Raw genomic sequence first — 22,824 nt, forward strand, 5'->3', positions numbered from 1 at the left:
TCTGACCGACGGGCGCATGAAAAATATGACGTAGGTCAAGCCTGCCAATGACTTGACCCGGTCTCGCCCCTCTTCGGAGCCCGCCGGAAAACCGACGCTTTCCATTCCCCGCACCTGCGGGGCGCACGCATTTAGAGGCTACCCGTGACAATCTACCTGCCGATCGCAGAATTGTCGGTGAACATCTTCATCATTCTCGGCATGGGTGCGGCCGTCGGTTTTCTGTCCGGCATGTTCGGCGTAGGCGGCGGCTTCTTGATCACGCCTCTCCTGATCTTCTACAACATCCCTCCCGTCGTGGCGGTGGCGACCGGCGCCAATCAGGTCGTCGCCTCGTCCGTCTCCGGCGCGATCACCCATTTCCGACGGGGCACGCTGGATGTGAAGCTCGGGCTCGTCCTGCTCGTCGGTGGTCTCGCGGGGGCGACGGCCGGCATCTACGTTTTCTCCTGGCTGCGCAGCGCCGGTCAGCTCGACCTCTTCATCTCCCTGCTCTACGTCCTGTTTCTCGGGACGATCGGCAGCCTGATGCTGATGGAGAGCCTGAACGCGATGCGGCGGGCCGCGCGCAACCAGCCGGCGACCCTGCGTCGCCCAGGCCAACACATCTGGGTGCACCGCCTTCCCTTCAAGATGCGGTTCAAGAAATCGAAGATTTACCTGAGCGTTCTGCCGGTCATCGGACTTGGATTCGGGATCGGCGTGCTCACCTCGATCATGGGCGTCGGCGGCGGCTTCATCATGGTGCCGGCAATGATCTACCTGCTGCGCATCCCGACCAACGTCGTCGTCGGAACATCGCTCTTCCAGATCATCTTCGTCACGGCGTACACGACCATCGTCCAGGCGACGACAAACTATTCGGTCGACATCGTGCTGGCGTTCCTGCTGATGGTCGCGGGTGTGGTCGGGGCGCAATACGGTGTCCGGGTCGGCCAGAGATTGCGCGGCGAACAGCTGCGCGCACTACTGGGATTGCTCGTGCTTGCCGTCGGCGTGCGCCTTGCGATCGATCTGGTGGTGACGCCAGAGGATCTCTATTCGATCGCCACAGGCGGAGTGGGGGGCTGATGCGGATGCGCGCGATGCTCTTCGCCACCGCCACGGTCCTTTCGGCCTTCCTCGCGAACGAGGCCGCCGGGCAGGTGCCGTTCCAGCCGACGGCTTCCGACATGGAGAGCCTCGACATCGGCACATCGACCAGCGAAATCGCGATCACCTCCGATTTTCGCGGGGCCGATCTCACCATCTTCGGTGCGCTCACGAACACCGACGCGCTGCTTCTCGCCATCGGCCAGTACGACGTGGTGGTAACGCTCGAAGGACCGCGCGAGGAAGCGACCGTCCGTCACAAGGAGCGGCTCTTCGGTGTCTGGGTCAACCGCAATTCCATGACGTTCGAGCGGATGCCGCAGTCCTATTCGCTGGCAAGCACGCGGCCGATCTCCGAGATCACGGCACAGCAGGCGCTCGTCGATCTCGGGCTCGGCGTCGACTACATGCCGCTCACTCCGACCGGCTACTTCCAAAGCGCTGCAAATCTTGCCGAATTCAGGGAGGCCTTTCGCCGCCTGAAGCAGACCAGCGGCCTTTATCAGAGCGACACTGGTGGCGTACGCTTCGTGAGTGCGAGCCTGTTCAAGGCGACGCTCAAACTGCCGGCCAACATTCCGGACGGCGTTCACATGGTCCGGGCCTATCTGTTCAAAAGCGGCGAATTCATCGCACAGCGCGAACTGCCGCTCAGGGTCATCAAAACAGGGCTCGAAGACTCGATCACCCGGGCGGCCCATGAGCAGCCGCTGTCTTACGGTGCGCTGGCTGTGCTGCTTGCCCTGATCACCGGGTGGGGCGCCAGCCTGATCTTCCGGCGCGACTGAGACTGGTCGTCATCCGTCGGATGTCTCCACCCTCGCCTTCGTCGCCAGATACGCCTCCGTCAGCTTCGACAGGGCCGATGGCGTGCCTTCGGGCATTGGAAGGCCAAGGTGGAGGAAGCGCAGCTCGTCCATGAAATCCCGCCAGAGCGTCCGCCCGCCCTTCTCCAGAAGCTCCGCTCGAATCGCGAGATCTTCCGATACGGCAAGATGCCGCCTGCCCCAGGCGCCCATTTCGGCGAACAGCGGCACGAGCTCAATCGACATTTCGGTGAGGCTGTAGATCGCCTTCTGCTTGTGACTGGGATCGTCGGTCCGCGTCAGCAGTCCTTTTTCAACCAGCTTCTTCAGGCGATCAGCGAGAATGTTGGAGGCGATACCCTCCTCCGAATTCTGCAGGAGTTCGCGGAAGTGCCGGCGATTGCCGAACATCACGTCGCGTATCACGATCAGGCTCCAGCGATCGCCGAGAATCTCCAGCGTCAGATTTATCGGACAACCGGAACGATGTGCCTCTTCCATTTCTCTCTCCAAAAACTGCTTGCACTATAAAATCAGTTTCGGTAACCTTCAACTGATTTCTAAACGCAACCGGTTTTAAAATGGAGGAAGCAATGCGCAAACTGATCATCTGGAACCTGATGACGCTGGACGGCTATTTCGAAGGCAAGGCACCATGGGATCTGCACTTTCATGAACTCGCCTGGGGCGATGAACTGAGTGCCTATGCACTCGAAATAAGCCGGCAGACGGACCTGCTCGTCTTCGGCCGGAAAACCTATGAAGGTATGGCCGCCTACTGGCCTGAGGCGACGAATGAACCGGAAATCAAGGCCTACATGAATTCGATCGCGAAGATCGCGGCGAGCCGCAGTCTCGAAAAGGCAGACTGGAACAACACGCGCATCGTTCGCGATCCCGTTTCGGAATTGAAGATGCTGAAGCAGCAACCGGGCAAGGACATCTTCATCTTCGGGAGCGCCGAACTCTGCGACGACCTGCTGAAGGCAGACCTGATTGATGAAATCCGGATGTGTGTGGTTCCTGTCGTGCTGGGCGGCGGCAATCCGCACTTCAAGCCGACAGAGACCCCGAGGCAGCTGACACTACTCGAAACCAGAGCTGTAAAGACCGGCGCCGTGATCCTGCGATACGCGGTGGGCGACCACGGGTGAGGCGTTCAGGTCAGGCTGACTGTCTATCCGTCGCCGCGGCAACCAGTGTCGCGGCAGCGGCACCGGCGGTCTCGATATAGCCCGGATCGCGGTTGAGGAGCACGACGGCGAATGCGCCGTCGATGAGAAGAACGACCTGCCTCGCGAGCATGCGCGGTTCCTGCGCGCCTTCCCCCGCGAAGATATCCGCCAGCCAATCCTCCAGGCGCCGTTTGTGAGCGGCGCCGATCTTCATCGCCGGATGCCCCGGCATGTTGGCCAGCTCGGCCGAAGTTCGCAGGAAGCCGCAGCCCTTCCATTTCGGGTGACGCGCCGACCTCGCGAGCCCCGCAAAAACAGCCCTGATCCGCTCCGGCAACGGACCGTCGCTTTCCCGATACCAGAGCTGGAATTTTGAGAAGCTCGGCTGGTCACGTCCCGCCAGATAGGCGGCAACCAGGTCGTCCTTGCTGGCGAAATGATAATAGAGTGTCCGCTTGGTGACGCCTGCCTCCTCGGCCACGGCATCGACGCTCACGCGCCGGATGCCTTCGTCGTAGAATAGCTTGGCGGCGGCGGAAACGATGCGGTCGCGGGTCGATATCTCGGAGGTCGCCATGAGAGACATGTATACCGACCAGTGAGTGTGCACAAGACATGGCCGCTGCTAGCCTTGATCGCGTCGACAGTGACCGAGGAGGAGGCGATGGCGGAATACAGTCGGACGCAGGAACGCTCCGGGCATCTTGCAAACGATGGGCCACAGCCCGTCGACGGGCGAGAGATCACACTGAGGTGCAAGGACGGCGTGATGCTCCGTGGACACGTCTGGAGCGGCCGCGCCGATCCACGCTGCGGCATCATCGTCGTCAACGCCGCGACGGGCGTTCGCGCCCGCTATTATCACTACTTCGCCCGCTTTCTCGCCGAACACGGCTTCGTGGTCCTCACCTATGACTATCGCGGCATCGGCCTTTCACGGCCCGGCCGTCTTCGCGGCTGTGGCTTCCGCTGGCGGGATTGGGGCGAGCGCGATTTCGAGGCGGCGCTCGACTTCGCCGAAAAGCTTGGCGACGGCCCCGTCGCCGTGGTCGGCCACAGCATCGGCGGCTTTTTGCCCGGCTTTGCGGCCAATGCCGCGCAGATCGACCGCATGCTTACGGTCGGGGCGCAATATGCCTACTGGCGGGACTATGCCGCGCGCGAGAGGCTGCGTCTGTTCCTCAAGTGGCACCTGGTCATGCCGGCTCTGACCACGGTCTTCGGCTATTTTCCCGGAGAACGTCTCGGCTGGCTCGAGGATCTGCCGGCGGGTGTCGCGAACGAGTGGAGCTTTCGACGCGCACGCATGGAACGGAGCTATCCCGCACGGGAACGGCCAGCAATCCTGAACAACTTTGCCGCTGTGACCGCGCCGATCCTGGCAATCACCGCCGCCGACGATGAGTTCGCGACGGCGGCGGCAATCAGACGAGCCCTTCGATACTATCAACATGCGCCGGCGACGGAGGTCCTGCTCTCACCCGCCGACCTCGGCGCGGACCGGCTCGGACATTTCGACCTCTTTCATGCCCGGCACGCCAACGGCTTCTGGATCGACGCGCTGCTATGGCTGCGCGACGGCATCAATCCCTGGCCGGAGAGGAAACCGCGCTAACCCAGCAGGCTGCCGAACCGCACGGAATAGACGCGATCTCGTCCGAGAAGATGTGCGATCAGCGCCGTCTGGTCGAAGAGGCCGGAAAAGGCGCGATGACGCAGGTCGAGCCCCCCGGTCAGCACGCCGAAGGCCGGCATTAGCAGGCGCGCTCCGTCCGTCGCGAAACAGGCGCGACGCACTGATTTTTCCCGCCGGCGAACGGTTGCGGAAGGGTGCAGATGCCCGGCGATTTCACCTCGCCCGTCGATCAGCGAGGGTTCGTGGCGGAAGACCAGATTACCGAAGCGCAACTCGTCGGCACACCTGCCCGGCAGATCGACGGTGCCGTCGGGATCGTGGTTGCCGTTGATCCATATCCACTCGCGACCGCGGGCCATCGTCGCGATCATCGCACGGAAGTCCGGCGGCATCAGCGCCGAGCCGACGCGATCGTGAAAGTTGTCGCCGAGACTGACGACGATCGCCGGACTATAACGTGTGACGACCGTCTCGAGGCGCCGCAACGTCGAGAGCGTATCGTAAGGCGGCAGCAGTTGCCCGCGGCGGGCGAAAGCGGCACCCTTTTCGAGATGGAGATCGGAGACAGCGAGAAGATCGAGGTCCGGAAGATAGAGTGCTCCGGTGGGATCGCAAATCGCACCGACGCCGGCGACGGAAAATTCGGCCGTCAGTTCGGCGCTTCCCGAAAGCGTGCTCCTCAGTGCGGCGAGCCGGTTCATCCGCTTGTCTTTCCTTCCGGGCCTCGCCCTTCAATAGCCGTTCCTAGGCCATCGCCTCGGCAATCAATTCGTCCGCGGCTTCCGCCAGAACGTGTTCCTGGGCCTCCCCTGCCACCGGTTCGCGGCCGATCTCCAGCATCACCGGGACGGCGAGCGGCGAGATGTGATCGAGTCGGCGGTGGGTGATATGGCCCTTGATTCTTTTTAGCATATCGCCGAGCCGGCCAATATCCAAAAGCCCGGCCGCGGCATCCTGCCTCGTCGCCTGCAGAAGAATGTGGTCCGGCTCGTGGGTGCGCAGCACGTCATAGATCAGATCGGCCGAAACCGTCACCTGCCGGCCGGTCTTCTCCTTGCCCGGATGGCGCTTCTCGATCAACCCCGCGATCACCGCGCAGGTGCGGAATGTGCGCTTCAGCATCCAGGATTCGGCAAGCCAGGCCTCAAGGTCGTCGCCGAGCATGTCTTCATCGAAGAGTTCGCCGAGCGCCAGTCTCCCCGACTGCACCATCGCCCCGATATCCTCAAGGCCCCAGACGGCGAGCGAATAGTCGGTGGCGACAAAGCCGAGCGGCTTTGCCCCCATCCGCTCCAGCCGCCGGGTAAGAAGCATGCCGAGCGTCTGATGCGCAAGCCGCCCCTCGAAGGGATAGGCGACCATGTAGAAACGGCTGGTCCGCGGAAAGGTCTCGATCAGCAGCTCGCCACGTTTCGGCAACACTGATTTCTCGCGCTGGATTTCCAGCCAGTCGCGCACCTGGTCCGGCAACGCTCGCCAGCGCGCCGGATCGTCGAGCATGGCGCGAACCTGGTCGGCGAGATAGGTGGACAGCGGGAACTTGCCGCCGGCATAGGCGGGGATCTTCGGGTCCTGCGAAAACGCGTTGGAGACGAGGCACTCGTTCTCGCGGATGCCTTCGAAGCGAACGGTCTTGCCGGAGAAGAGGAAGGTATCGCCCGGAGAAAGACTTTCGAGGAAATATTCCTCGACCTGCCCGAGTGCCGTGCCGCCACGCATCGGTCCGCCACGGCCGAGGGAACCGAGATGGTTGCGCTTGACGAGCCGCACGTTCAGCATCGGCATCTCGACGATCGTCCCGAGATTGAGGCGGTATTGCTGGGCGACCTGCGGGTTGGAGACGCGCCAGCGCCCCTCTTTGTTGCGCCGTATCCGGGCGTAACGCTCGTAGGTGCGCAGTGCGTAGCCGCCGGTCGCCACGAAATCGATGATGCGATCGAAGGTCTCGCGCGGCAGGCGGGCATAGGGCGCGGCCGACGTGACCTCGGCATAGAGCGCATCGGCATCGAAGGGTTCTGCGCAGGCCATGCCGAGGACGTGCTGGGCAAGGACGTCTAGCGTACCCTCTCCGACGGACGGCGTGTCCTGCGCGCCGAGGTAATTGGCGTCGAGGGCCGCCTGGCATTCCATGACCTCGAAACGGTTGGCGGGCACCAGGATCGCGCGGCTCGGCTCGTCCATCCGGTGGTTCGCGCGACCGATTCGCTGGGCGAGCCGCGAGGCCCCCTTCGGCGCGCCGACATGGACGACGAGGTCGACGTCGCCCCAGTCGATGCCGAGGTCAAGCGTCGAGGTCGCGACGACCGCGCGCAGCTTGTTTTCCGCCATCGCCGCCTCGACCTTGCGCCGCTGCCCCACGTCGAGGGAGCCGTGATGGAGTGCGATCGGCAGGTTGTCGTCGTTGACCGTCCAGAGCTCCTGGAAGAGAAGCTCGGCCTGCGAGCGGGTGTTGACGAAGACCAGCGTCGTCCGGAAGCATTTCAATATCGCGTAGAGATCGGGAATGGCATAGCGGGCGGAGTGGCCCGACCACGGAATCCGGTCCTCCGTATGCAGGATCGAAATGTCGGGCTTGGCGCCGCCCTCCACAGTGACCAGACCTGCTTCGCACGCTTCCCCCGGTACCTGGGCCACCAGCCAGCGCATGAGATCGGGAGGATCGGCGACGGTCGCCGAGAGCCCGATGGTCTGCAGGCGCGGCGCGAGACGCCTCAATCTCGCGAGCCCGAGCGAAAGCAGATGGCCGCGCTTCGACGTGACCAAAGAGTGCAGCTCGTCGAAGATGACGTAGCGGAGATCCTTGAAGAAGCGAACTGCCTCGCCGTTGGCGATCAGCAACGCAAGCTGTTCCGGTGTCGTGAGCAAGATGTCCGGCGGATTGAGCTTCTGGCGCTGCCGCTTCGACTGCGGCGTGTCGCCGGTACGGTTCTCGACCGTGATCGGCAGACCCATTTCGGCAACCGGCTTCATAAGATTCCGCTCGATATCAACGGCGAGCGCCTTCAACGGCGAGACGTAGAGCGTATGTATGCCGGTGAAGGCGGTTCCCGGCTTGCGCCTTCCCCTTCGCGCCAGATCGGTGAGCGACGGCAGGAAGCCGGCAAGCGTCTTGCCGGCTCCGGTCGGGGCGATCAGCAGCGTGCTCTCGCCCCGTTCGGCACGCGCCAACAGTTCCAGCTGATGGGCGCGCGGCTGCCAGCCCTTGTCCGCGAACCAGCGGTGAAAGGCATCCGGAAGAGAGACGGAGGAATCCGTCATGGTGGAATCGGTCGCGCTCACGGTGAGAAGGTAGTGAAGCCGGATCGGAATTGGAAAAGAAAATAGAGGTCGTGGCTCCAGCTGGTGAATTGACAGCCGCAGAGAATCATGGATATTTTTTATCCGCGATAGGAATTTACAAGATGAAACTCGGCGAAGGCATAGAGCAGGCAATCCATTGCGTGACGATGCTGGCGGGGCTCGACGAGGGGCAGGTGCTCTCGGCTGCCGCGCTGGCCGAGTTTCACGGCGTCTCGGCCAGCTATCTTCTTAAACATCTTCAGGCGCTCTCGGGTGCCGGTATTCTCGCCACGGTGCCGGGGCCAAAGGGCGGCTACCGGCTGGCACGAGCGCCGAAGGACATTTCGTTGCTCGACATCGTTCTGGCGATCGAAGGCCCGGCTCCGGCGTTCCGCTGCGCCGAAATCCGCCAGCGTGGCTCGAAACCACTTCCCGTGCGCTATTTCCAGGCTCCCTGCGGGATCGCCAGCGCCATGCATGCCGCCGAACGCGTCTACCGCAGCGAACTCGCGAAGACGAGCATCGCCGACATTCTCGCCGGCGTTCACGCCGTGGACGATGACGGCGCAATTGCCGGCCGGGGCACCGATTTCATCGCCTGCCACGCGCGGCAGACCGGTCGTTGAACGACCGATATTCAGAACCTTCCAAGCAACCAAGGAGAAGCGCAATGCAGCAACGTTTCGATTTTGCCAAGGTCTCGCCGGATTCCTACAAGGCAGTCCTCGCCCTCGAACAATACGTCCGCAACTGCGGCCTGGAGCCTCGGCATATCCATCTCTTGAAGCTCCGCGCGTCGCAGATCAACGGCTGCGCCTATTGCGTTGACATGCACGTCAAGGAGGCGCGGCACGACGGCCTCAGCGAACAGTGGATCAATCTCGTCTGTGCCTGGCGGGAATCGCCGCTCTATGACGCCCGCGAGCGGGCGCTGCTGGAATGGACGGAGGCCGTGACCAACGTGGCACAGACAAGGGTGCCCAACACGTCCTACGAGGAGATCCGCAAGCAGTTCTCCGATGAGGAGGTCGTCAAGATCACGACGGCGATCGGCACGATCAACGTCTGGAACCGGCTCTGCGTCAGCTTCCGGTCACAGCATCCGATCGACGAACCCGCGCAAGCCGCCTGACTTGACCCACGTCAGAAGCCGTCGTCGCTCACATCGCGATGTAGCGATCCTTGCGGTGGTTGATCGCAAGCGTCAGGTTGAGCACGACGGCGCCAACGACCGAGCAGAAGATGATGTAGTAGCTGGCGAGGAAGAAGGAGAACACCAGCACCATGCCGTCGAAGGCGAGCTGTACCAGCCCAGCCCGCCAGCCGAAGCGGTCCTGCAGGTAGAGAGCAAGGATTCCGAAGCCGCCGAGGCTTGCCCGGTGACGGAAGAGGGCAAGCAGGCCCGCGCCGATGAGAAGGCCTCCGAAGGGGGCGGCCACCAGTGGATCGAGGTTCGAGAAGCCGATGTAGCGCGGCACGGTCTCGGAGAGCACCGAGGTCAGCGCGACCGCCGCAAAGGTCTTCAGCGTGAAGGCCGATCCGAAGCGCTTCAGCGCCAGATAGTAGAAGGGCAGGTTGACGGCAAAGAAGACGGCACCGAAGCTGAAACCCGTCGCGTAATGGAGGAGGAAGGCGACGCCCGCCGTGCCACCCGTCAGCAGCCCCGCCCCGGAGAGCAGCATCACGCCGAGCGTCACGAGCATGCCACCTGCCGCAAGCCCTTGCGTATCTTCGATGATGGAGTGGTGCTCGGCGGACGATGCCATCATCTCCCGCAGCTTCGGCCTTACGTCGCCCATCGCCATGCTCGATGTCCTCTCACCCGTACCAGACCCCGTCTGTCGTTTACGCGGTAATGCGGTTTCCTGCCAAGCTCAAGGGACTTTCGCCCTTCGCAGTCATCGCAGAACCACGTAGCGATCGGAGCGGTGGTTGATGGCGACAAACAAATTGAGCACCACGGCACCGACGACCGAGCAGATTACCACCGCCGGGCTAACGACCCCGAAGGCAAAGACCATCACGGTGAGGTCGAAGGCGAGTTGCACGAGACCGGCGCGGACGCCGAAACGTTCCTGCAGGTAGACCGCGAGGATGCCGATGCCTCCGAGGCTCGCACGGTGGCGATAGAGAGCCAGCACGCCGTAGCCGAGGAGTAGACCGCCAAGGATTGCACCCCAGACCGGATCGATGGCGCTGATGCCGATCAGCCGGCCTTCGAACTCCATGATCAGCGAGGTCAGCGCGATCGCCGCGAAGGTCTTGAGCGTGAAATCGAGCCCGACGCGACGAAGCGACAGAATGTAGAACGGCAGGTTCAGCAGGAAGAAGATCAGCCCGAAGCTGACGCCGCTTGCGTAGTGGAGCAGGAAGGCGACGCCCGCCATGCCGCCGGTGAGGAGGCCTGCCTTGGCGAGAAGATAGAGCCCGAGCGCCGATACCATGCTTCCGGTGACGATGCCCTGGACGTCCTCGGCGATTGTGTGCCGGGACGGGCTGGTATTCAAAATGCCCCACATGCTGCTCACCTGCGCCACGGTCGCGACCTCCGGAATGTCTGAGAACGGGCACATTGTGCACTGCATCATTCCAGCTCGCAAGGGCGATATGTCAGCAATGCTGACCTACCTGCAAGTTCGCAATTTTCGTTCCTTCAGGCGAGCCGTTCGGCAAGAAACAGGATGCCGTGGACCGGCTTTCCGGAATCCATTCGAATGACGGAGCGTGTGACCTGGCTTGTGTCGAAGCCGGCATCGGCGAGGGACTGGCGGACATAGGACTCCGAATGGCGATAGCGCAGGGAAGGTGCGAGTTCGAAGCCCTGCCCCACTTCGGCTTCCTCAACGGAGAAAGCGAAGATGGCGCCCGGCCCGGCAAGAGCTGCGGCCACTACAAAGGCATTGTCCAGGCTGCCGAGATACATCAGCACGTCCGCGGCGGCGACGAGATCGGCGCGTCCGCCGGGCTGCCCCTCGGCGAAAAGACCCGACCGTTCGGCGGGAAGCGACAGGTCGGCTTCTCCGAGATGATCGTAGATCTGCTTGGCGGATGCCTTCGCGAGCATGTTGGCGGAGAGATCGAACCCTTCGAGCCTTTCTGCCTGGTCGCGAATCTCCACGCCGAAGAGACCCGTGCCACAGCCGAGATCGACTGCAAGACGGAAGCGGCGCTCTCCCGCGGTCTCGCTAATGAGAGCGGCCAGCTTGCCCGGCACGCTGTAGCCGAGCTTCTCGACAAGCGAGGTCTCGAAACGGTCGGCGTAGTCGTCGAAGAGGGCCTCGACGTAACGGCTCGACGGCTGTTCCGGCATCGACTCGGCGCCGAGCACGGCGAGCTTCAGCCGAGCGGCGAACATGTCCTGCGGGTCGAGAATGACGACACGCCGCAAGGCCGCGATCGCTGCCTCAATCTTGCCCGCCTTTTCGCTGTATTCCGCGAGCCGGAGCCAGCCGGCCGGCCAATCGGGCGCGAGCTCCAGCGCCTGTTCCATGAGTTCGGCGGCCGCCGCGGCATCGCCGCCTTCGCTCAGCATCTTTGCATAGTCGGCGCGGCGATCGACGGTGAGGTTTCCGGACGAGAACTGGATCTGTTGCATGGCGGATTTCCTGGAAAGGCGCGCGGTCTTGACCGAAAGCGGGAAAAAACACAAGAGCTATTTGCGCGACACCCGCAAGAGCGGGCGGGTGCGGTGCTTGCAGGCCGGCAGACGCCTGCCTATGTGGTGGAAAACAGGAGACCGGACATGTCGGATGGGGTGAACAGATTTCTCGGGGATACGCCGGGCCGCACCGTGGTCAAGCTTCTGGTCGTGTCGCTGATTGTCGGCTTCGTCATGACGGTGTTCGGCATCTACCCGATCGACATCCTGGAAGGCGTCCGGCATTTCATCCTCGAACTCTGGTACCGGGGCTTTGCCGCGCTCGGACGGGTGGGCGACTACCTGCTTCTCGGCGCGACCATCGTCATTCCCGTCTTCATCGTCCTGAGACTAATGAGCTACCGACGCTGACATGCCCGAGACCGGTTTCCCATACCTGCCGCGGCGACGCTTCCTCATGCTGACAGGCATCGGCCTGGCGGGTGGCCTCACCGCCTGCAAGACGGCGGACATCGTGCCGTCCGGCGACGACACGGCGCGTGCCGAGACGGAGGGTGCGCTGCCTCTCGTCAATACCCTTCGGGACAGCAAAGGGCTCCCCACCCTCGAATACAGCAAGATCGCCGAGGCTGCCGCGCTCTCGCAGGCGCAGCGCATGGCGCGGGCCGGCGAGATGTCACATCTGATCGGCAGGGGCGACGACTTTCTTCTGAGGATGAAGTCGATGGGTGTGCCGCTGCCGGCCTCCGAAAACATCGCCGCAGGTCAGTCGCAGGTGGCGGACGCGGTCGATGCCTGGATACGATCCGAAAAGCACCTGCACAACATGCTCGGTGCCTATCGTGGTCTCGGTGTTGCCGTGGCGCACAATCCCTCTTCCGCAAACCGTCCCTATTGGGCCATGGTGCTCGCGAGCTAGGCGATTCCCGCCCTGGCGATACGGCTGGAGACGGGCGCGTGGGCATCGGGACCAGAGCAAGAGACAGCTTCGACGTCACCCACAGGATGGTGCTTTCGATCGCCGTGCCGATGACGCTCGGCTTTCTGACAACCCCGCTGCTCGGCCTCACCGACGCCGCAGTGGTCGGGCGGACCGGCGATGCGGCGGCGCTCGCCGGTCTTGCGATCGGCGCCGTTCTCTTCGACCTCATCTTCTCGAGCGTCAGCTTCCTGCGAGCCTCGACGACCGCGCTTGTCGCGCAGGCCCTCGGCCGCGGCGACAGACATGAGCAGCAGGCCGTATTCTGGCGGGCGCTCGTTCTTTCCATTGGGCTCGGTCTCATCATCCTTGCAGCTTCCCCGTGGCTGCTTTCTGTCGGCTTGCGGATGATGGGCCCGGAGGGCACGACCGCCGCCGCAACAGCAACCTATTTCTCGATCCGAATCCTCGCCGGGCCACTGACACTCACCAATTACACCATCCTCGGTTTTGTGCTGGGGCTCGGCCGCGGAGCGACGGGGCTGCTGTTGCAGACGATCCTCAACGGCACCAATATCGTCCTCTCGATCTATCTCGGTCTCGTTCTCGGTTGGGGTGTGGCCGGCGTCGCCTGGGGCACGCTGATCGGGGAAGCGACGGCAGCCGTTGTCGGGCTCGCACTCATCATCCCGCGCTTTGACCGAAAGGACGGACCGACGGTCGCCGAGATATTCAGTCGCGCCAAGCTTTCGGCACTCCTCGCGATCAACCGCGACCTCATGATCCGCACCTTCACGTTGCTCGCCGCCTTCACGCTGCTGACGCGCATCGGCAGCGGCTTCGGCGCCGTCGTTCTGGCGGCAAACGCCGTGCTGATGAACTTCTTCATGATCGCAAGCTTCTATCTCGACGGCATGGCGAATGCCGCAGAGCAGATCGTCGGAAGAGCCGTCGGTGCCCGCTTCCGCGAAGGCTTCGACCGTGCAATCAGTCTAACCGCGCTCTGGTCCTTGGGGCTCGCGCTGGTCTCCTGCCTGTTCTTCCTGGTCTTCGGCAGCACCATCATCGACTTCATGACGACGGCCGCCGACGTCCGGGTGATCGCAGTGGACTATCTGCCCTGGGCCGCGGTCACTGCACTCACCGGCGCGCTGGCGTTCCAGATGGACGGCGTCTATATCGGCGCGACATGGTCCCGCGAGATGCGCAACATGATGCTGCTCGCCTTTGCCGGCTACGGCCTGTCGCTGGCGCTCTTCGTACCGCTTTTCGGCAATCACGGCCTCTGGCTGTCGCTCAACCTGTTCCTCGCCATGCGCGGCCTATTCCTGCTCGCACGCCTGCCTGCGCGAGCGGCTCAGAGTTTCACCGAAAGCCATTGATCGAGGCTGCTGTCGCGCAGGTCGCGGATCGACGCGCCCCCCTCACGGTCGAGCAGCGCCGACAAGCCGCGCAGGATCCGTCCCGGCAATCCCGGGCCTTCGTAGACCATGCAGGAATAGAGCTGCACGAGATCGGCCCCGGCGCGAATTTTTTCGAGCGCCGTCTCCGCCGAGGAGACCCCGCCGACACCGATGATTGGCAGGGCCGGACCGACGCGCTTGCGCATTCTGGCAAGCACCGCCGTCGAACGCGTAAAGAGCGGCTTGCCGGAGAGACCGCCCGCCTCCGCGGCCAGGCGCGCATCGCTCAGGCCGTCACGCGACAAGGTCGTGTTCGAGACGATCAGTCCGTCGAGATCGTGGCTCATTGCCTCGGCGGCGATGTCGTCCATTCCCTCCTCGGTGAGGTCCGGCGCGATTTTCAGGAAGACTGAGAGCCGTTTGCCGGTCCTTGCCGCCTCGTCGTCGCGGGCAGCAAGTACGGCCGAAAGCAGGGCGGCCAGGCTCTCGCGGGCCTGCAGGTCACGCAGTCCGGGCGTATTCGGAGAGGAGATGTTGACGGTGAAATAGCTCGCTACGGTATAGAAGCGGCGGATGCCGATGACGTAGTCTTCGATGCGATCGGCGCTGTCCTTGTTGGCCCCGATGTTGACACCGACGATGCCGCCCGCACGACGCGCGCTGAGCCGTGCGAAAGCAGCGTCATGGCCCTCGTTGTTGAAACCGAGACGGTTGATGACCGCTTCGTCCTTCTCCAGACGGAAGATGCGCGGCCGCGGATTGCCGGGCTGCGGTTTCGGCGTGACGGTGCCGACTTCCGTGAAACCGAAGCCGAGGCGGAGGATCGCGTCCGGCACCTCGGCGTTCTTGTCGTAGCCGGCGGCGAGGCCGAGCGGATTGGGGAAGACGATCCCCGCAACCGTCTGCTTCAGACGGGTATCGGCAGGCACGCGGCAGCCGGGAACGAGCCCCGTCTTCAGGGCGGCGATGGAAAGGCCGTGCGCCGTCTCGCCGTCGAACAGGAAAAGGCCGCGGCGGGCGAGTGTCTTGAAAGGTCCGGTCATGAGCCGAGCTCCGGGAAGATGTGGAGGCCGTCCGGCCCGAGCGGCAGGGGCTTCTGCCAGGTGATCACGGAAACCGGCAGCTCGCCATAGAGATGCGGGAAGAGATCGCCGCCGCGGGAGGGCTCGAACTTCAACCGGTCGCCGAGAGCGGAGACCGGGACTGCGACCAACAGCAAACCCTCCACACCGGCGAAGTGCAGTCGGGCCGTATCGCGGACCTGGGCGCCAGTCGAGAAGTGGATATAGCCGTCCTTGAGGTCAATCGCCGCACCAGAGAAAATACCGTCGGCTTCCGCCTTTTGCCACAAGTCGCACGGTACTATCTTGTATATGAGACTATGCAAGAGCTCATCCTTTTCTGCCCGGTGACGGCGCAGGGAGGGTTTGCCGCAAACCGCGCATTTTGTCCACGGCAACAGGGCGGGAATGGGTGCAGGCCAACGCTTTTTTGGAGAAAGACCATGAAATCCCAGCTTCTCTTGCCAGTCATCCTGCTCTCTGTGACCGGGCCGCTGGCCGCGAGCGCCGAGGAGCCGGCGGACGGGCGCTTCCGGCTGGAAAAATCCGGGGACGCCTTCGTGCGGCTGGATACGCGGACGGGCGCCATGACGCTGTGTCGCGAACAGGACGGCGCGCTGGTCTGCCGAATGGCGGCCGATGAACGCGCGGCCTACGAGGAGGACCTCGGCCGGCTGGAGAAGCGTGTAGAGGCGCTTGAAACGGCCGTGGCTGCCGGTCAGCCGCTTGCCGGGCGCCAGCGAGAAGAACTGCCATCCGACGAGGAAGTCGAACGATCGATCGGCATCATGGAGCGCTTCATGCGCAGCTTCTTCGCCCTCGTCGAGGAGTTCAAGAGCAAGGAAGAAAAGACCGGGCCGGCGCCCGATCACACCTAGACACTAGACTATTGTATATATTGCCTGGTGTCGCTAAAAGACAAATGACCGCCCTGCAGGCGTACCGGGCGCTCTTGGGAGGGAGCCAGCACATGACAGCACTCACCATCATCATCGCAGACGATCATCCGCTTTTCCGGGGAGCCCTTCGGCAGGCCGTCGACGGCATGGAAGGGAAGAAGACGGTCATCGAGGCGGGTGATTTTGAGGCGGCCCGCAAGACCGCATCGCAGCATCCGGACGCCGATCTTCTGTTGCTTGACCTCGCAATGCCGGGTGTCAGCGGCTTTTCCGGACTGATGGCGCTCAGGGCCGAATTCGCCAATCTGCCGATCGTCATCGTGTCGGCGAGCGACGACCAGACGACCATTCGCCGGTCCCTGGAACTCGGAGCTTCCGGGTTCATCTCCAAATCGGCGGGCATTGACGACATCCGCACCGCCATACAGACCGTCCTGAAAGGCGATATCTGGACGCCGGCGTTTTATGAGGGCGGGCAAGAGGATCCGGAGGTCGCCGATCTCATCGCCCGGCTGCGGACGCTGACGCCGCAACAGAGCCGCGTGCTCGGCATGCTCGCCGAAGGACTGCTCAACAAACAGATCGCCTACGAGCTCGGCGTTTCGGAAGCGACGATCAAGGCTCACGTTTCGGCGATCCTGCTGAAGCTCAAGGTCGACAGCCGGACGCAGGCCGTGATCCAGCTCGGCAAGATCAACATGGCCATGGTCGCCTGACATTCCAGGCGCCTACGTCCGCGCATATTCGCCGGATCGTAGTCGCAACAGAGGATTTTATTCCTCTTTTACTCTTTACTCCGGCGATCAGCTTGAATAAAATCCGGGCCGAGCGGAAGGCCCGTCTCTGCCCGTTGTTTCCCTGGAGCATGAGCGACGATGCTATCGCATGACAGTATCTGGAGCGCGATCGACAAGCTGGCGGAGCGCAATCAGTTGACGCCCTCCGGCCTTGCCAGACGGGCGGGCCTCGACCCCACCTCTTTCAACAAATCGAAGCGTGTCGCCGCCGACGGGCGTATGCGCTGGCCGTCGACCGAATCCATCGCCAAGGTGCTCGAGGCGACCGGAGCAAGCATCGACCAGTTCATGAGCTACATGCAGCCGAACGACGGACGGGTGAGTGTGGTTCAGGGCGCACTGCCGGCGACGCCTGGTGCCATTCCGCTGATCGGCTTTGCGCAGGCCGGGGCCGGCGGCTTTTTCGACGACGGCGGCTTTCCGGCGGGCCAGGGCTGGGACCTTGTCGAGTTCCCCGCGTCACCGGACCGCAAGGCGGGCGTGTATGCCCTGGAAATCCAGGGCGACAGCATGCTGCCGCTATACCGGGACGGCGACGTGCTGATCGTCGAACCGGGTGCTCAGGTGCGCCGGGGTGACCGCGTCGTGGTGAAGACCCGCGAGGGCGAGGTGATGGCCAAGGTGCTCGCGCGCCAGACGGCAAAATCGATCGAACTTCTTTCGCTCAATCCCGAACATCCCAATCGCAACTTCGACATGGGCGACGTCGAATGGATCGCCCGGATCATCTGGGCGAGCCAGTGAGATCGTCTCGGACATGCGTCGTGCGGCGGTGATTGCAAGCGGTGTCGTGATTCTTGCCTGGGGTTCGGCCCTGGTGATTGCCGGCCCCCATCTGCGACCCGCCCCGCCCGCCGTGAAGGCGGAGACCGCCGTCGCTCCACCAAAGCGGACTCCGCCCGTCTTCGAGAGCCGCCGCGTGCGCGCGATCAACCCCGGAGAATTCGTCTCCCCGATCGAAGGGCCCGGCGAGATGCTGGAACGCATCGCGCCCCGGCCGCCCCTCGGTGGAGAAGACGGCGAAAAGGTGGAAGTCGTCCTTTTGCAACGCCCGTGGACGGGTGCGGCGGGCATTCTCGCAGCACGTGGTCGCCGGGTCCGACTGGCCGGCGTCACGCCGACCGAGGTCGGGCGCCGCTGTCCCTCCAGGAGCGGTCCGCCCTGGCCTTGCGGCCTGGTGGCCCGCACGCAGCAGCGCCTGCTGATCCGCAACCGAACGGTCGCCTGTGATCACAATACGGTCGACCGACAGCACACGCTGGTGACCGTCTGCCGTATCGGCGGGACAGATATCGGCTCTTGGCTCGTGCGCAATGGGTGGGCGGAAGCCGCGAACGGATCGGGCCTCGCAGAGCTGACATCCATCGCGCGCCGGGAGCAGCGCGGCATTTTCGGCGACGATCCGCGCGACAGCCTGAACAGTCAGCCTTGAAACACCGTCACGCCACGCCTACTCTACGGAAAAACAACGAGGTTTCTTCCACACATGAGCAAGCGCCTGACCACCCAGGAAGCCCTGATTTTCGTCATGGTAATGGCCTCCGCCGTCGACAATGCGATGAATGACAAGGAGCTCGGCCGTATCGGTCAGTTGATCGACATCCTGCCGATCTTCGACGGTTTCGACAAGGAAAGGCTGATCGAGGTATCGCGGCGTTGCGCCGACATTCTTGCCGGGCCGGAAGGACTGGATATCGCCCTGGAAGTCGTCCGCGATACCGTTCCGCCCCGCAGCTACGACACCGCCTATGCGCTTGCCGTCGAAATCATGGCGGTGGATCTCTCCATCCGCCCGGAGGAAATCCGGTTGCTGCAGATGCTGCGTGACCGGCTGAAGCTCGACAAGCTGACCTGTGCGGCGATCGAACGCGGTGCCGTCGCCCGTTATCGCGCCACCTGAGTTCTGCCGGGTCGTCAGTAGAGGCTGTTGGGGAAATAGCGCAGATAGATTTCCTGCAGCCGTCCGTCGCGGGAAATCGCGGCAAGCGCGCTATCGACGGCCGCGGTCAGCGATACGTCGTCCTGCCGCAGCATGATCGTCAGCCCTTCGCCGAGAAACTTTTCCGAGACGTAGGCGCCGTCCATCATCGTGCAGCAATGACCGGAAGCCTCGCCGGCCGTCCAGAAAGACAGCTGCAGCGCATCCGCAAAGACCGCGTCCACCTTCTTCTCCTTCAGCGCCTGCAGCATCGCGCCGCGGTCGGCGAAGCCGGTCGCGCGGACATCGGGGAAGAAGGCCTTTAGCATGGCCTCATGAGCCGTGCCCGTCACCACGCCGACGGGGCGACCGGCCAGGCCCGCAACCTCTCCGCCGGGGATATTGACGCCGGCATTACGGACGAAACGCGCAGGCAATTGCATGAAGGGGCGAGAAAACGAGAAGCGACGCCGGAGTTCCGTCGTGACTCCCACGCCTGCAATGACCGCCTCCCCCTGCCCTTCCGAGAGAGCCTTCTCCAGATCGCCATACGGCATCGCCTGAATCTGGCATTTGGCTTCGATAGCGAGTTCAGCGCAAATCTCACGGGCGAGCTCTACGTGGAAGCCGGCAAGGCGCCCCGTCTGGTCGGCGAAGTTGAACGGCGGAAAGTCCGTCGTGGTCAGAAAGCGCAGACGCAGCAGCGTCGACAGGTCGGGGCGCGGCAGCCGTTCGTTCGCATCGAAAAGTACGGGAAGCTGCTGCGCCGACGCGGACACCGGCACAACCAACGAGGACAGAATGATGCAACCATACACAAGGAATGCGAGCACACCCTGTAAATTCAGGGATGAAACTTTTGCGTGTGCCATTATGATCCATCCGGGATAGGCTGGGGCGTCATCAATCCGATGACGGTTTATCAGAAGCATGCAAGCCGGGGAATACCAAGGGGAGCCGAACGGCGCCGCCTGGCAGGTGGCGATTGCGCGTTCCGATAGCGGCAAAGCCGCTGCCGGCGCAGGCTTTTCCCATGCATTTCAGACGGAGGCGCTGGCGCTGCGCCAACTCGGCTTCTCCAAACCCTTCATCAACAACATGGCGCGCCGGGCGCGCGCAAACGGAAGTACCATCGAACAGGAGTTGCTGGCCGACGGTAGCGTCGACGAGCAGGTGTACTATGCGGCGATGGCGCGCTTGCTCGGCCTGCCCTTCATGGAGGAGATCCCGCCCGACCAGATCATGGATCGAACGGCGCTCGATGTGCTACTGCAACGTCCGACCATCCTGCGCCTGCATGCTCCGGACAAGGCACCACTGACAGCCATAGCCCCGGAAGCGCGCTATCTCGCCGATCTTGCCGAACGGCTTGTTCGCCATCCGACGCTCAAGGCCGCACTGTCGGTCGCATCGGCTTCCTCTCTCCGCCGGGCCGTCTGGCAGGCAGGTGCGACACGCCGGGTTGCCTCCGTCTCCAACGCCCTGTTCGACGAAAACCCGCAGCACTCGGCGCGCATCGTCATGACCGGTCGGCAGGGTTTCGTCGCGGGCACGCTCCTGACCGGCAGCGCGGCCGCGCTACTGCTCGCCTCCGGGCCGGTCGCGCTGACACTCCATGTACTGCTGTCCTCCCTCTATTTCGCGGCGATGATCTTGCGGCTCGGGGCATTCTTCCGCCCTCGCCGTCGCGAGATATTGCCGGAGACGCTGATCGCCGACGACTCGCTGCCGGTCTATTCGGTGCTGGTGGCACTCTATCGCGAGGCGCCGGTCGTGGCCCAGCTGATCGCTGCCCTGGAGCGGCTCGACTGGCCACGGTCCCGGCTCGACATCAAGCTCGTCTGCGAGGCCGACGACCATGATACCATCGAGGCCATCCGCAAGCTGCGCCCCGGACCGCACATGGAGATCATCGCCGTACCGCCAGGCGGACCGCGCACCAAGCCCAAGGCGCTCCTCTATGCACTCGCCGGTGCGCGCGGCGACTATCTCGCAATTTACGACGCCGAAGATCGACCGCATCCGGGTCAGTTGAAGGAAGCCCACGCCCGCTTCCGGACGGCGGCTCCCGAGGTTGCCTGCCTGCAGGCGCCGCTCATCATTACCAACATGCGTGAATCGTGCATCAGCGCGGTCTTCGCGCTCGAGTACGCGGCACTCTTCCGCGCGCATCTGCCGCTGCTTGCCCGCTACCGCATGCCGTTGCCGCTCGGCGGCACTTCCAACCATTTCCGGACAGCCGCACTACGCGCCGCCGGTGGATGGGATCCTTACAATGTCACCGAAGACGCCGACCTCGGCATGCGTCTCTATCGGCTCGGCTACCGCTCCGAGACGATCCGTCGTCACACGTTCGAGGACGCGCCGATCAAGGCACGCGTCTGGGTCGGGCAAAGAACGCGCTGGTTCAAGGGTTGGCTGCAGACCTGGCTGGTTGTGATGCGTGATCCGGGAAGGGCCCGCCGGGAGATGGGGACCGGCGCCTTCATCGTCTTCCAGTTGCTGATCGGCGGCATGCTCATTTCCTCCCTCGGGCACCCCGCCATCCTCGTCTTCATCAGCGCTTCGGCCGCCGCGATGCTTCAAAGCCCTGCCGAGAGCATCCATCCCCTGAAGAACTTGCTCTTCAGTGTCGATGCGATGAACATCTTCGGCAGTTACAGCATCTTTCTCGCGCTCGGCGTCTCCGCGATGATCGAGTATGAGCGACGCCTTCTCGGCTGGCGCTGGCTCGCCATACCCGTTTACTGGATGATGGTTTCCTATGCCGCCTGGCGCGCGGCGTTCGAGCTGAAGGCGAAGCCGTTCTTCTGGAACAAGACGCCGCATGAGCCGCGCCCGGTTACGATGCCGCCGACGAACCCAACAACGACTACGGCCGCGGCCGACCAGCCCGGCGCCACACCTGAAGGCGGCCAGGCTTGACTGTCACAGGCGCTGCCGCAAAGGATGCGCGCAGGCGAGTGTGCGGGTCACATGCCGGCAAAAGGAAGAAGGGCATGGGAGAAGAACAGGCAGGGTCCGGCTGGGGCACCTGGAAACGCGTACCCGGTGCCGTCTGGACCATAGGCTTCGTCTCCCTGTTCATGGATGTCTCATCCGAGATGATCCATGCCCTGTTGCCTCTCTATCTCGTCGGGACGCTCGGCGCGTCGACCCTCGCCGTCGGTGTCATCGAAGGGATCGCCGAGGCGACTGCCTCCATCACGAAGGTTTTCTCCGGCGCTCTCAGCGACTGGCTCGGCAAACGCAAGCTGCTTGCCGCCTTCGGCTATGCACTCGCCGCCGTGACCAAACCGGTCTTCCCGCTCGCACCGAATATCGGATGGCTGCTTGCGGCCCGCTTCGTCGACCGGATCGGCAAGGGCATCCGCGGGGCACCACGCGATGCGCTGGTCGCCGACATCGCCTCTCCGGAGCTCAGAGGCGCAAGCTTCGGTCTCAGACAGTCGCTCGACACCCTCGGCGCACTGCTCGGGCCGCTCTTCGCCATCCTCTTCATGTGGCTCTTCGCCGACAACTTCACGACCGTCTTCTGGATCGCCGTAGCTCCGGCGTTTCTCTCGGCCGGGCTCATAATGTTCGCGGTGAGAGAGCCACCGAACATCGCCGCGCGACGGACCGCGCGCATGCCGCTCCACCGTGCCGAACTCGTTCGTCTCGGAGCGGCCTATTGGAAGATCGTCGCGGTTGCGACCGCCTTCACCCTGGCGCGCTTCAGCGAAGCCTTCCTGGTGCTCAAGGGGCAAGACATCGGCCTTCCCATTGCATTCGTCCCGCTGGTGATGGTGGTCATGAACGTCGCCTACACGCTTTCCGCCTATCCGGCGGGTGCCCTGTCGGACAGGATGGACCGCATGACCCTTTTGGTCGCCGGACTTTTCCTGCTGCTTGCCGCGGACCTTGTCCTGGCGTTCAGCTCCGGCTTGATCGGGCTGGCTGTCGGGGCGACGCTCTGGGGCCTGCACATGGGATTTACGCAGGGGCTCCTCTCGGCACTCGTCGCCGACACGGCGCCGACCGAACTGCGCGGCACGGCATTCGGAATGTTCAACCTCATTACCGGAATGGCGCTGCTTGCCGCCAGCATGATCGCCGGCGGCCTATGGGACCTCGCCGGCGCGGAGGGCACATTCTTGGGCGGCGCCGTGTTCACGCTTTGCACGCTGTTCGGCCTCGCCGCCTTGCGGAGAGGGAAACACGGAAGACGGACAGAACGCAGGAACGATGCAGGGTAAGGG

The 22,824-nt window shown here is 63.6% G+C and carries 26 protein-coding genes; 16 read left to right on the forward strand and 10 right to left on the reverse strand.

Annotated elements, in window-relative coordinates:
• The first annotated feature begins 144 nt into the window (after positions 1-144).
• Both ACM6UT_RS05275 and ACM6UT_RS05280 read left to right on the forward strand, forming a co-directional pair.
• Complete coding sequence (locus ACM6UT_RS05275; protein WP_416796317.1) at positions 145-1,071, forward strand: sulfite exporter TauE/SafE family protein; 927 nt, start codon at positions 145-147, stop codon at positions 1,069-1,071.
• Positions 1,071-1,880: a TIGR02186 family protein gene (locus ACM6UT_RS05280; protein ID WP_416796318.1), complete on the forward strand. Its 810-nt coding sequence runs from the start codon at positions 1,071-1,073 to the stop codon at positions 1,878-1,880. The genes ACM6UT_RS05275 and ACM6UT_RS05280 overlap by 1 nt, the downstream gene beginning before the upstream one ends.
• Positions 1,881-1,889: 9 nt before the next feature.
• Here the strand turns inward: ACM6UT_RS05280 and ACM6UT_RS05285 are convergent, their stop codons facing one another.
• A complete protein-coding gene (locus ACM6UT_RS05285) occupies positions 1,890-2,399 on the reverse strand; it encodes a winged helix-turn-helix transcriptional regulator (RefSeq protein ID WP_416796319.1) in 510 nt (169 codons plus the stop codon).
• Positions 2,400-2,491: 92 nt separating this feature from the next.
• Between ACM6UT_RS05285 and ACM6UT_RS05290 the strand changes: the two genes are divergently transcribed.
• Positions 2,492-3,052, forward strand: coding sequence for a dihydrofolate reductase family protein (locus tag ACM6UT_RS05290; RefSeq protein WP_416796320.1), 561 nt, complete (start codon positions 2,492-2,494; stop codon positions 3,050-3,052).
• Positions 3,053-3,062: 10 nt separating this feature from the next.
• Here the strand turns inward: ACM6UT_RS05290 and ACM6UT_RS05295 are convergent, their stop codons facing one another.
• On the reverse strand, positions 3,063-3,650 hold the full coding sequence (locus tag ACM6UT_RS05295; protein ID WP_416796675.1) for a TetR/AcrR family transcriptional regulator: 588 nt from the start codon (positions 3,648-3,650) through the stop codon (positions 3,063-3,065).
• An 87-nt stretch (positions 3,651-3,737) separates the two neighbouring features.
• On the opposite strand from ACM6UT_RS05295, the gene ACM6UT_RS05300 reads away from it, so the two are divergent.
• Positions 3,738-4,688: an alpha/beta hydrolase family protein gene (locus tag ACM6UT_RS05300; protein ID WP_416796321.1), complete on the forward strand. Its 951-nt coding sequence runs from the start codon at positions 3,738-3,740 to the stop codon at positions 4,686-4,688.
• On the opposite strand, the gene pdeM is transcribed toward ACM6UT_RS05300, so the two are convergent.
• Both pdeM and ACM6UT_RS05310 read right to left on the reverse strand, forming a co-directional pair.
• Positions 4,685-5,410 carry a ligase-associated DNA damage response endonuclease PdeM gene (gene pdeM / locus ACM6UT_RS05305; protein ID WP_416796322.1) on the reverse strand — a complete coding sequence of 242 codons (726 nt, stop codon included), beginning with the start codon at positions 5,408-5,410 and terminating at the stop codon, positions 4,685-4,687. The genes ACM6UT_RS05300 and pdeM overlap by 4 nt on opposite strands.
• 43 nt (positions 5,411-5,453) lie before the next feature.
• Complete coding sequence (locus tag ACM6UT_RS05310) at positions 5,454-7,967, reverse strand: ligase-associated DNA damage response DEXH box helicase (protein WP_416796323.1); 2,514 nt, start codon at positions 7,965-7,967, stop codon at positions 5,454-5,456.
• A 143-nt stretch (positions 7,968-8,110) separates the two neighbouring features.
• Here ACM6UT_RS05310 and ACM6UT_RS05315 point away from each other — a divergent pair, with 143 nt between their 5' ends.
• Positions 8,111-8,614, forward strand: coding sequence for an RrF2 family transcriptional regulator (locus tag ACM6UT_RS05315; RefSeq protein WP_416796324.1), 504 nt, complete (start codon positions 8,111-8,113; stop codon positions 8,612-8,614).
• 44 nt (positions 8,615-8,658) lie between these two features.
• Positions 8,659-9,120 carry a carboxymuconolactone decarboxylase family protein gene (locus ACM6UT_RS05320; RefSeq protein ID WP_416796325.1) on the forward strand — a complete coding sequence of 154 codons (462 nt, stop codon included), beginning with the start codon at positions 8,659-8,661 and terminating at the stop codon, positions 9,118-9,120.
• A gap of 28 nt (positions 9,121-9,148) precedes the next feature.
• On the opposite strand, the gene ACM6UT_RS05325 is transcribed toward ACM6UT_RS05320, so the two are convergent.
• The 3 genes from ACM6UT_RS05325 to ACM6UT_RS05335 all read right to left on the reverse strand — a co-directional run bounded on the left by ACM6UT_RS05325 (position 9,149) and on the right by ACM6UT_RS05335 (position 11,583).
• On the reverse strand, positions 9,149-9,787 hold the full coding sequence (locus tag ACM6UT_RS05325) for a YitT family protein (RefSeq protein ID WP_416796676.1): 639 nt from the start codon (positions 9,785-9,787) through the stop codon (positions 9,149-9,151).
• Between the two features lie 99 nt (positions 9,788-9,886).
• On the reverse strand, positions 9,887-10,525 hold the full coding sequence (locus tag ACM6UT_RS05330; RefSeq protein ID WP_416796677.1) for a YitT family protein: 639 nt from the start codon (positions 10,523-10,525) through the stop codon (positions 9,887-9,889).
• A 116-nt stretch (positions 10,526-10,641) separates the two neighbouring features.
• On the reverse strand, positions 10,642-11,583 hold the full coding sequence (locus ACM6UT_RS05335) for a class I SAM-dependent DNA methyltransferase (protein WP_416796326.1): 942 nt from the start codon (positions 11,581-11,583) through the stop codon (positions 10,642-10,644).
• Between the two features lie 147 nt (positions 11,584-11,730).
• On the opposite strand from ACM6UT_RS05335, the gene ACM6UT_RS05340 reads away from it, so the two are divergent.
• From ACM6UT_RS05340 to ACM6UT_RS05350, 3 genes are all read left to right on the forward strand, one after another.
• Positions 11,731-11,997: a DUF6460 domain-containing protein gene (locus tag ACM6UT_RS05340; protein ID WP_129333489.1), complete on the forward strand. Its 267-nt coding sequence runs from the start codon at positions 11,731-11,733 to the stop codon at positions 11,995-11,997.
• Between the two features lies 1 nt (position 11,998).
• Positions 11,999-12,505: a CAP domain-containing protein gene (locus tag ACM6UT_RS05345; RefSeq protein ID WP_416796327.1), complete on the forward strand. Its 507-nt coding sequence runs from the start codon at positions 11,999-12,001 to the stop codon at positions 12,503-12,505.
• An 86-nt stretch (positions 12,506-12,591) separates the two neighbouring features.
• Positions 12,592-13,887: an MATE family efflux transporter gene (locus ACM6UT_RS05350; protein ID WP_416796678.1), complete on the forward strand. Its 1,296-nt coding sequence runs from the start codon at positions 12,592-12,594 to the stop codon at positions 13,885-13,887.
• Here the strand turns inward: ACM6UT_RS05350 and ACM6UT_RS05355 are convergent.
• Entirely contained in the window at positions 13,863-14,951 is a 1,089-nt protein-coding gene (locus ACM6UT_RS05355; protein ID WP_416796328.1) for a quinone-dependent dihydroorotate dehydrogenase, read from the reverse strand. The two genes, ACM6UT_RS05350 and ACM6UT_RS05355, sit on opposite strands and share 25 nt — an antisense overlap.
• Entirely contained in the window at positions 14,948-15,295 is a 348-nt protein-coding gene (locus tag ACM6UT_RS05360) for a DUF952 domain-containing protein (RefSeq protein ID WP_416796329.1), read from the reverse strand. The genes ACM6UT_RS05355 and ACM6UT_RS05360 overlap by 4 nt, the downstream gene beginning before the upstream one ends.
• A 117-nt stretch (positions 15,296-15,412) precedes the next feature.
• Between ACM6UT_RS05360 and ACM6UT_RS05365 the strand changes: the two genes are divergently transcribed.
• The 5 genes from ACM6UT_RS05365 (at position 15,413) to ACM6UT_RS05385 (ending at position 18,565) form a co-directional block, all read left to right on the forward strand.
• A complete protein-coding gene (locus ACM6UT_RS05365; RefSeq protein ID WP_416796330.1) occupies positions 15,413-15,847 on the forward strand; it encodes a hypothetical protein in 435 nt (144 codons plus the stop codon).
• A 92-nt stretch (positions 15,848-15,939) separates the two neighbouring features.
• Positions 15,940-16,584, forward strand: coding sequence for a response regulator (locus ACM6UT_RS05370; RefSeq protein WP_416796331.1), 645 nt, complete (start codon positions 15,940-15,942; stop codon positions 16,582-16,584).
• Between the two features lie 159 nt (positions 16,585-16,743).
• Positions 16,744-17,409, forward strand: coding sequence for a S24 family peptidase (locus tag ACM6UT_RS05375; protein WP_416796332.1), 666 nt, complete (start codon positions 16,744-16,746; stop codon positions 17,407-17,409).
• Positions 17,410-17,422: 13 nt separating this feature from the next.
• Positions 17,423-18,097 carry a thermonuclease family protein gene (locus tag ACM6UT_RS05380; protein WP_416796333.1) on the forward strand — a complete coding sequence of 225 codons (675 nt, stop codon included), beginning with the start codon at positions 17,423-17,425 and terminating at the stop codon, positions 18,095-18,097.
• Positions 18,098-18,151: 54 nt separating this feature from the next.
• Positions 18,152-18,565, forward strand: coding sequence for a tellurite resistance TerB family protein (locus ACM6UT_RS05385; RefSeq protein ID WP_416796334.1), 414 nt, complete (start codon positions 18,152-18,154; stop codon positions 18,563-18,565).
• Between the two features lie 14 nt (positions 18,566-18,579).
• Here ACM6UT_RS05385 and ACM6UT_RS05390 read toward each other — a convergent pair whose 3' ends face one another.
• Positions 18,580-19,455, reverse strand: coding sequence for a transporter substrate-binding domain-containing protein (locus tag ACM6UT_RS05390; RefSeq protein ID WP_416796335.1), 876 nt, complete (start codon positions 19,453-19,455; stop codon positions 18,580-18,582).
• Positions 19,456-19,513: 58 nt separating this feature from the next.
• Here ACM6UT_RS05390 and ACM6UT_RS05395 point away from each other — a divergent pair, with 58 nt between their 5' ends.
• Together ACM6UT_RS05395 and ACM6UT_RS05400 are read left to right on the forward strand one after the other, a co-directional pair.
• A complete protein-coding gene (locus ACM6UT_RS05395) occupies positions 19,514-21,508 on the forward strand; it encodes a glycosyltransferase family 2 protein (protein WP_416796336.1) in 1,995 nt (664 codons plus the stop codon).
• Between the two features lie 74 nt (positions 21,509-21,582).
• The gene (locus tag ACM6UT_RS05400) at positions 21,583-22,821 is read left to right on the forward strand and encodes an MFS transporter (RefSeq protein ID WP_416796337.1); all 1,239 of its coding nucleotides are present in this window, start codon (positions 21,583-21,585) and stop codon (positions 22,819-22,821) included.
• Positions 22,822-22,824 lie beyond the last annotated feature (3 nt).

Source organism: Ciceribacter azotifigens, from assembly GCF_048159625.1.
Taxonomy (GTDB): Bacteria; Pseudomonadota; Alphaproteobacteria; order Rhizobiales; family Rhizobiaceae; genus Allorhizobium; species Allorhizobium azotifigens.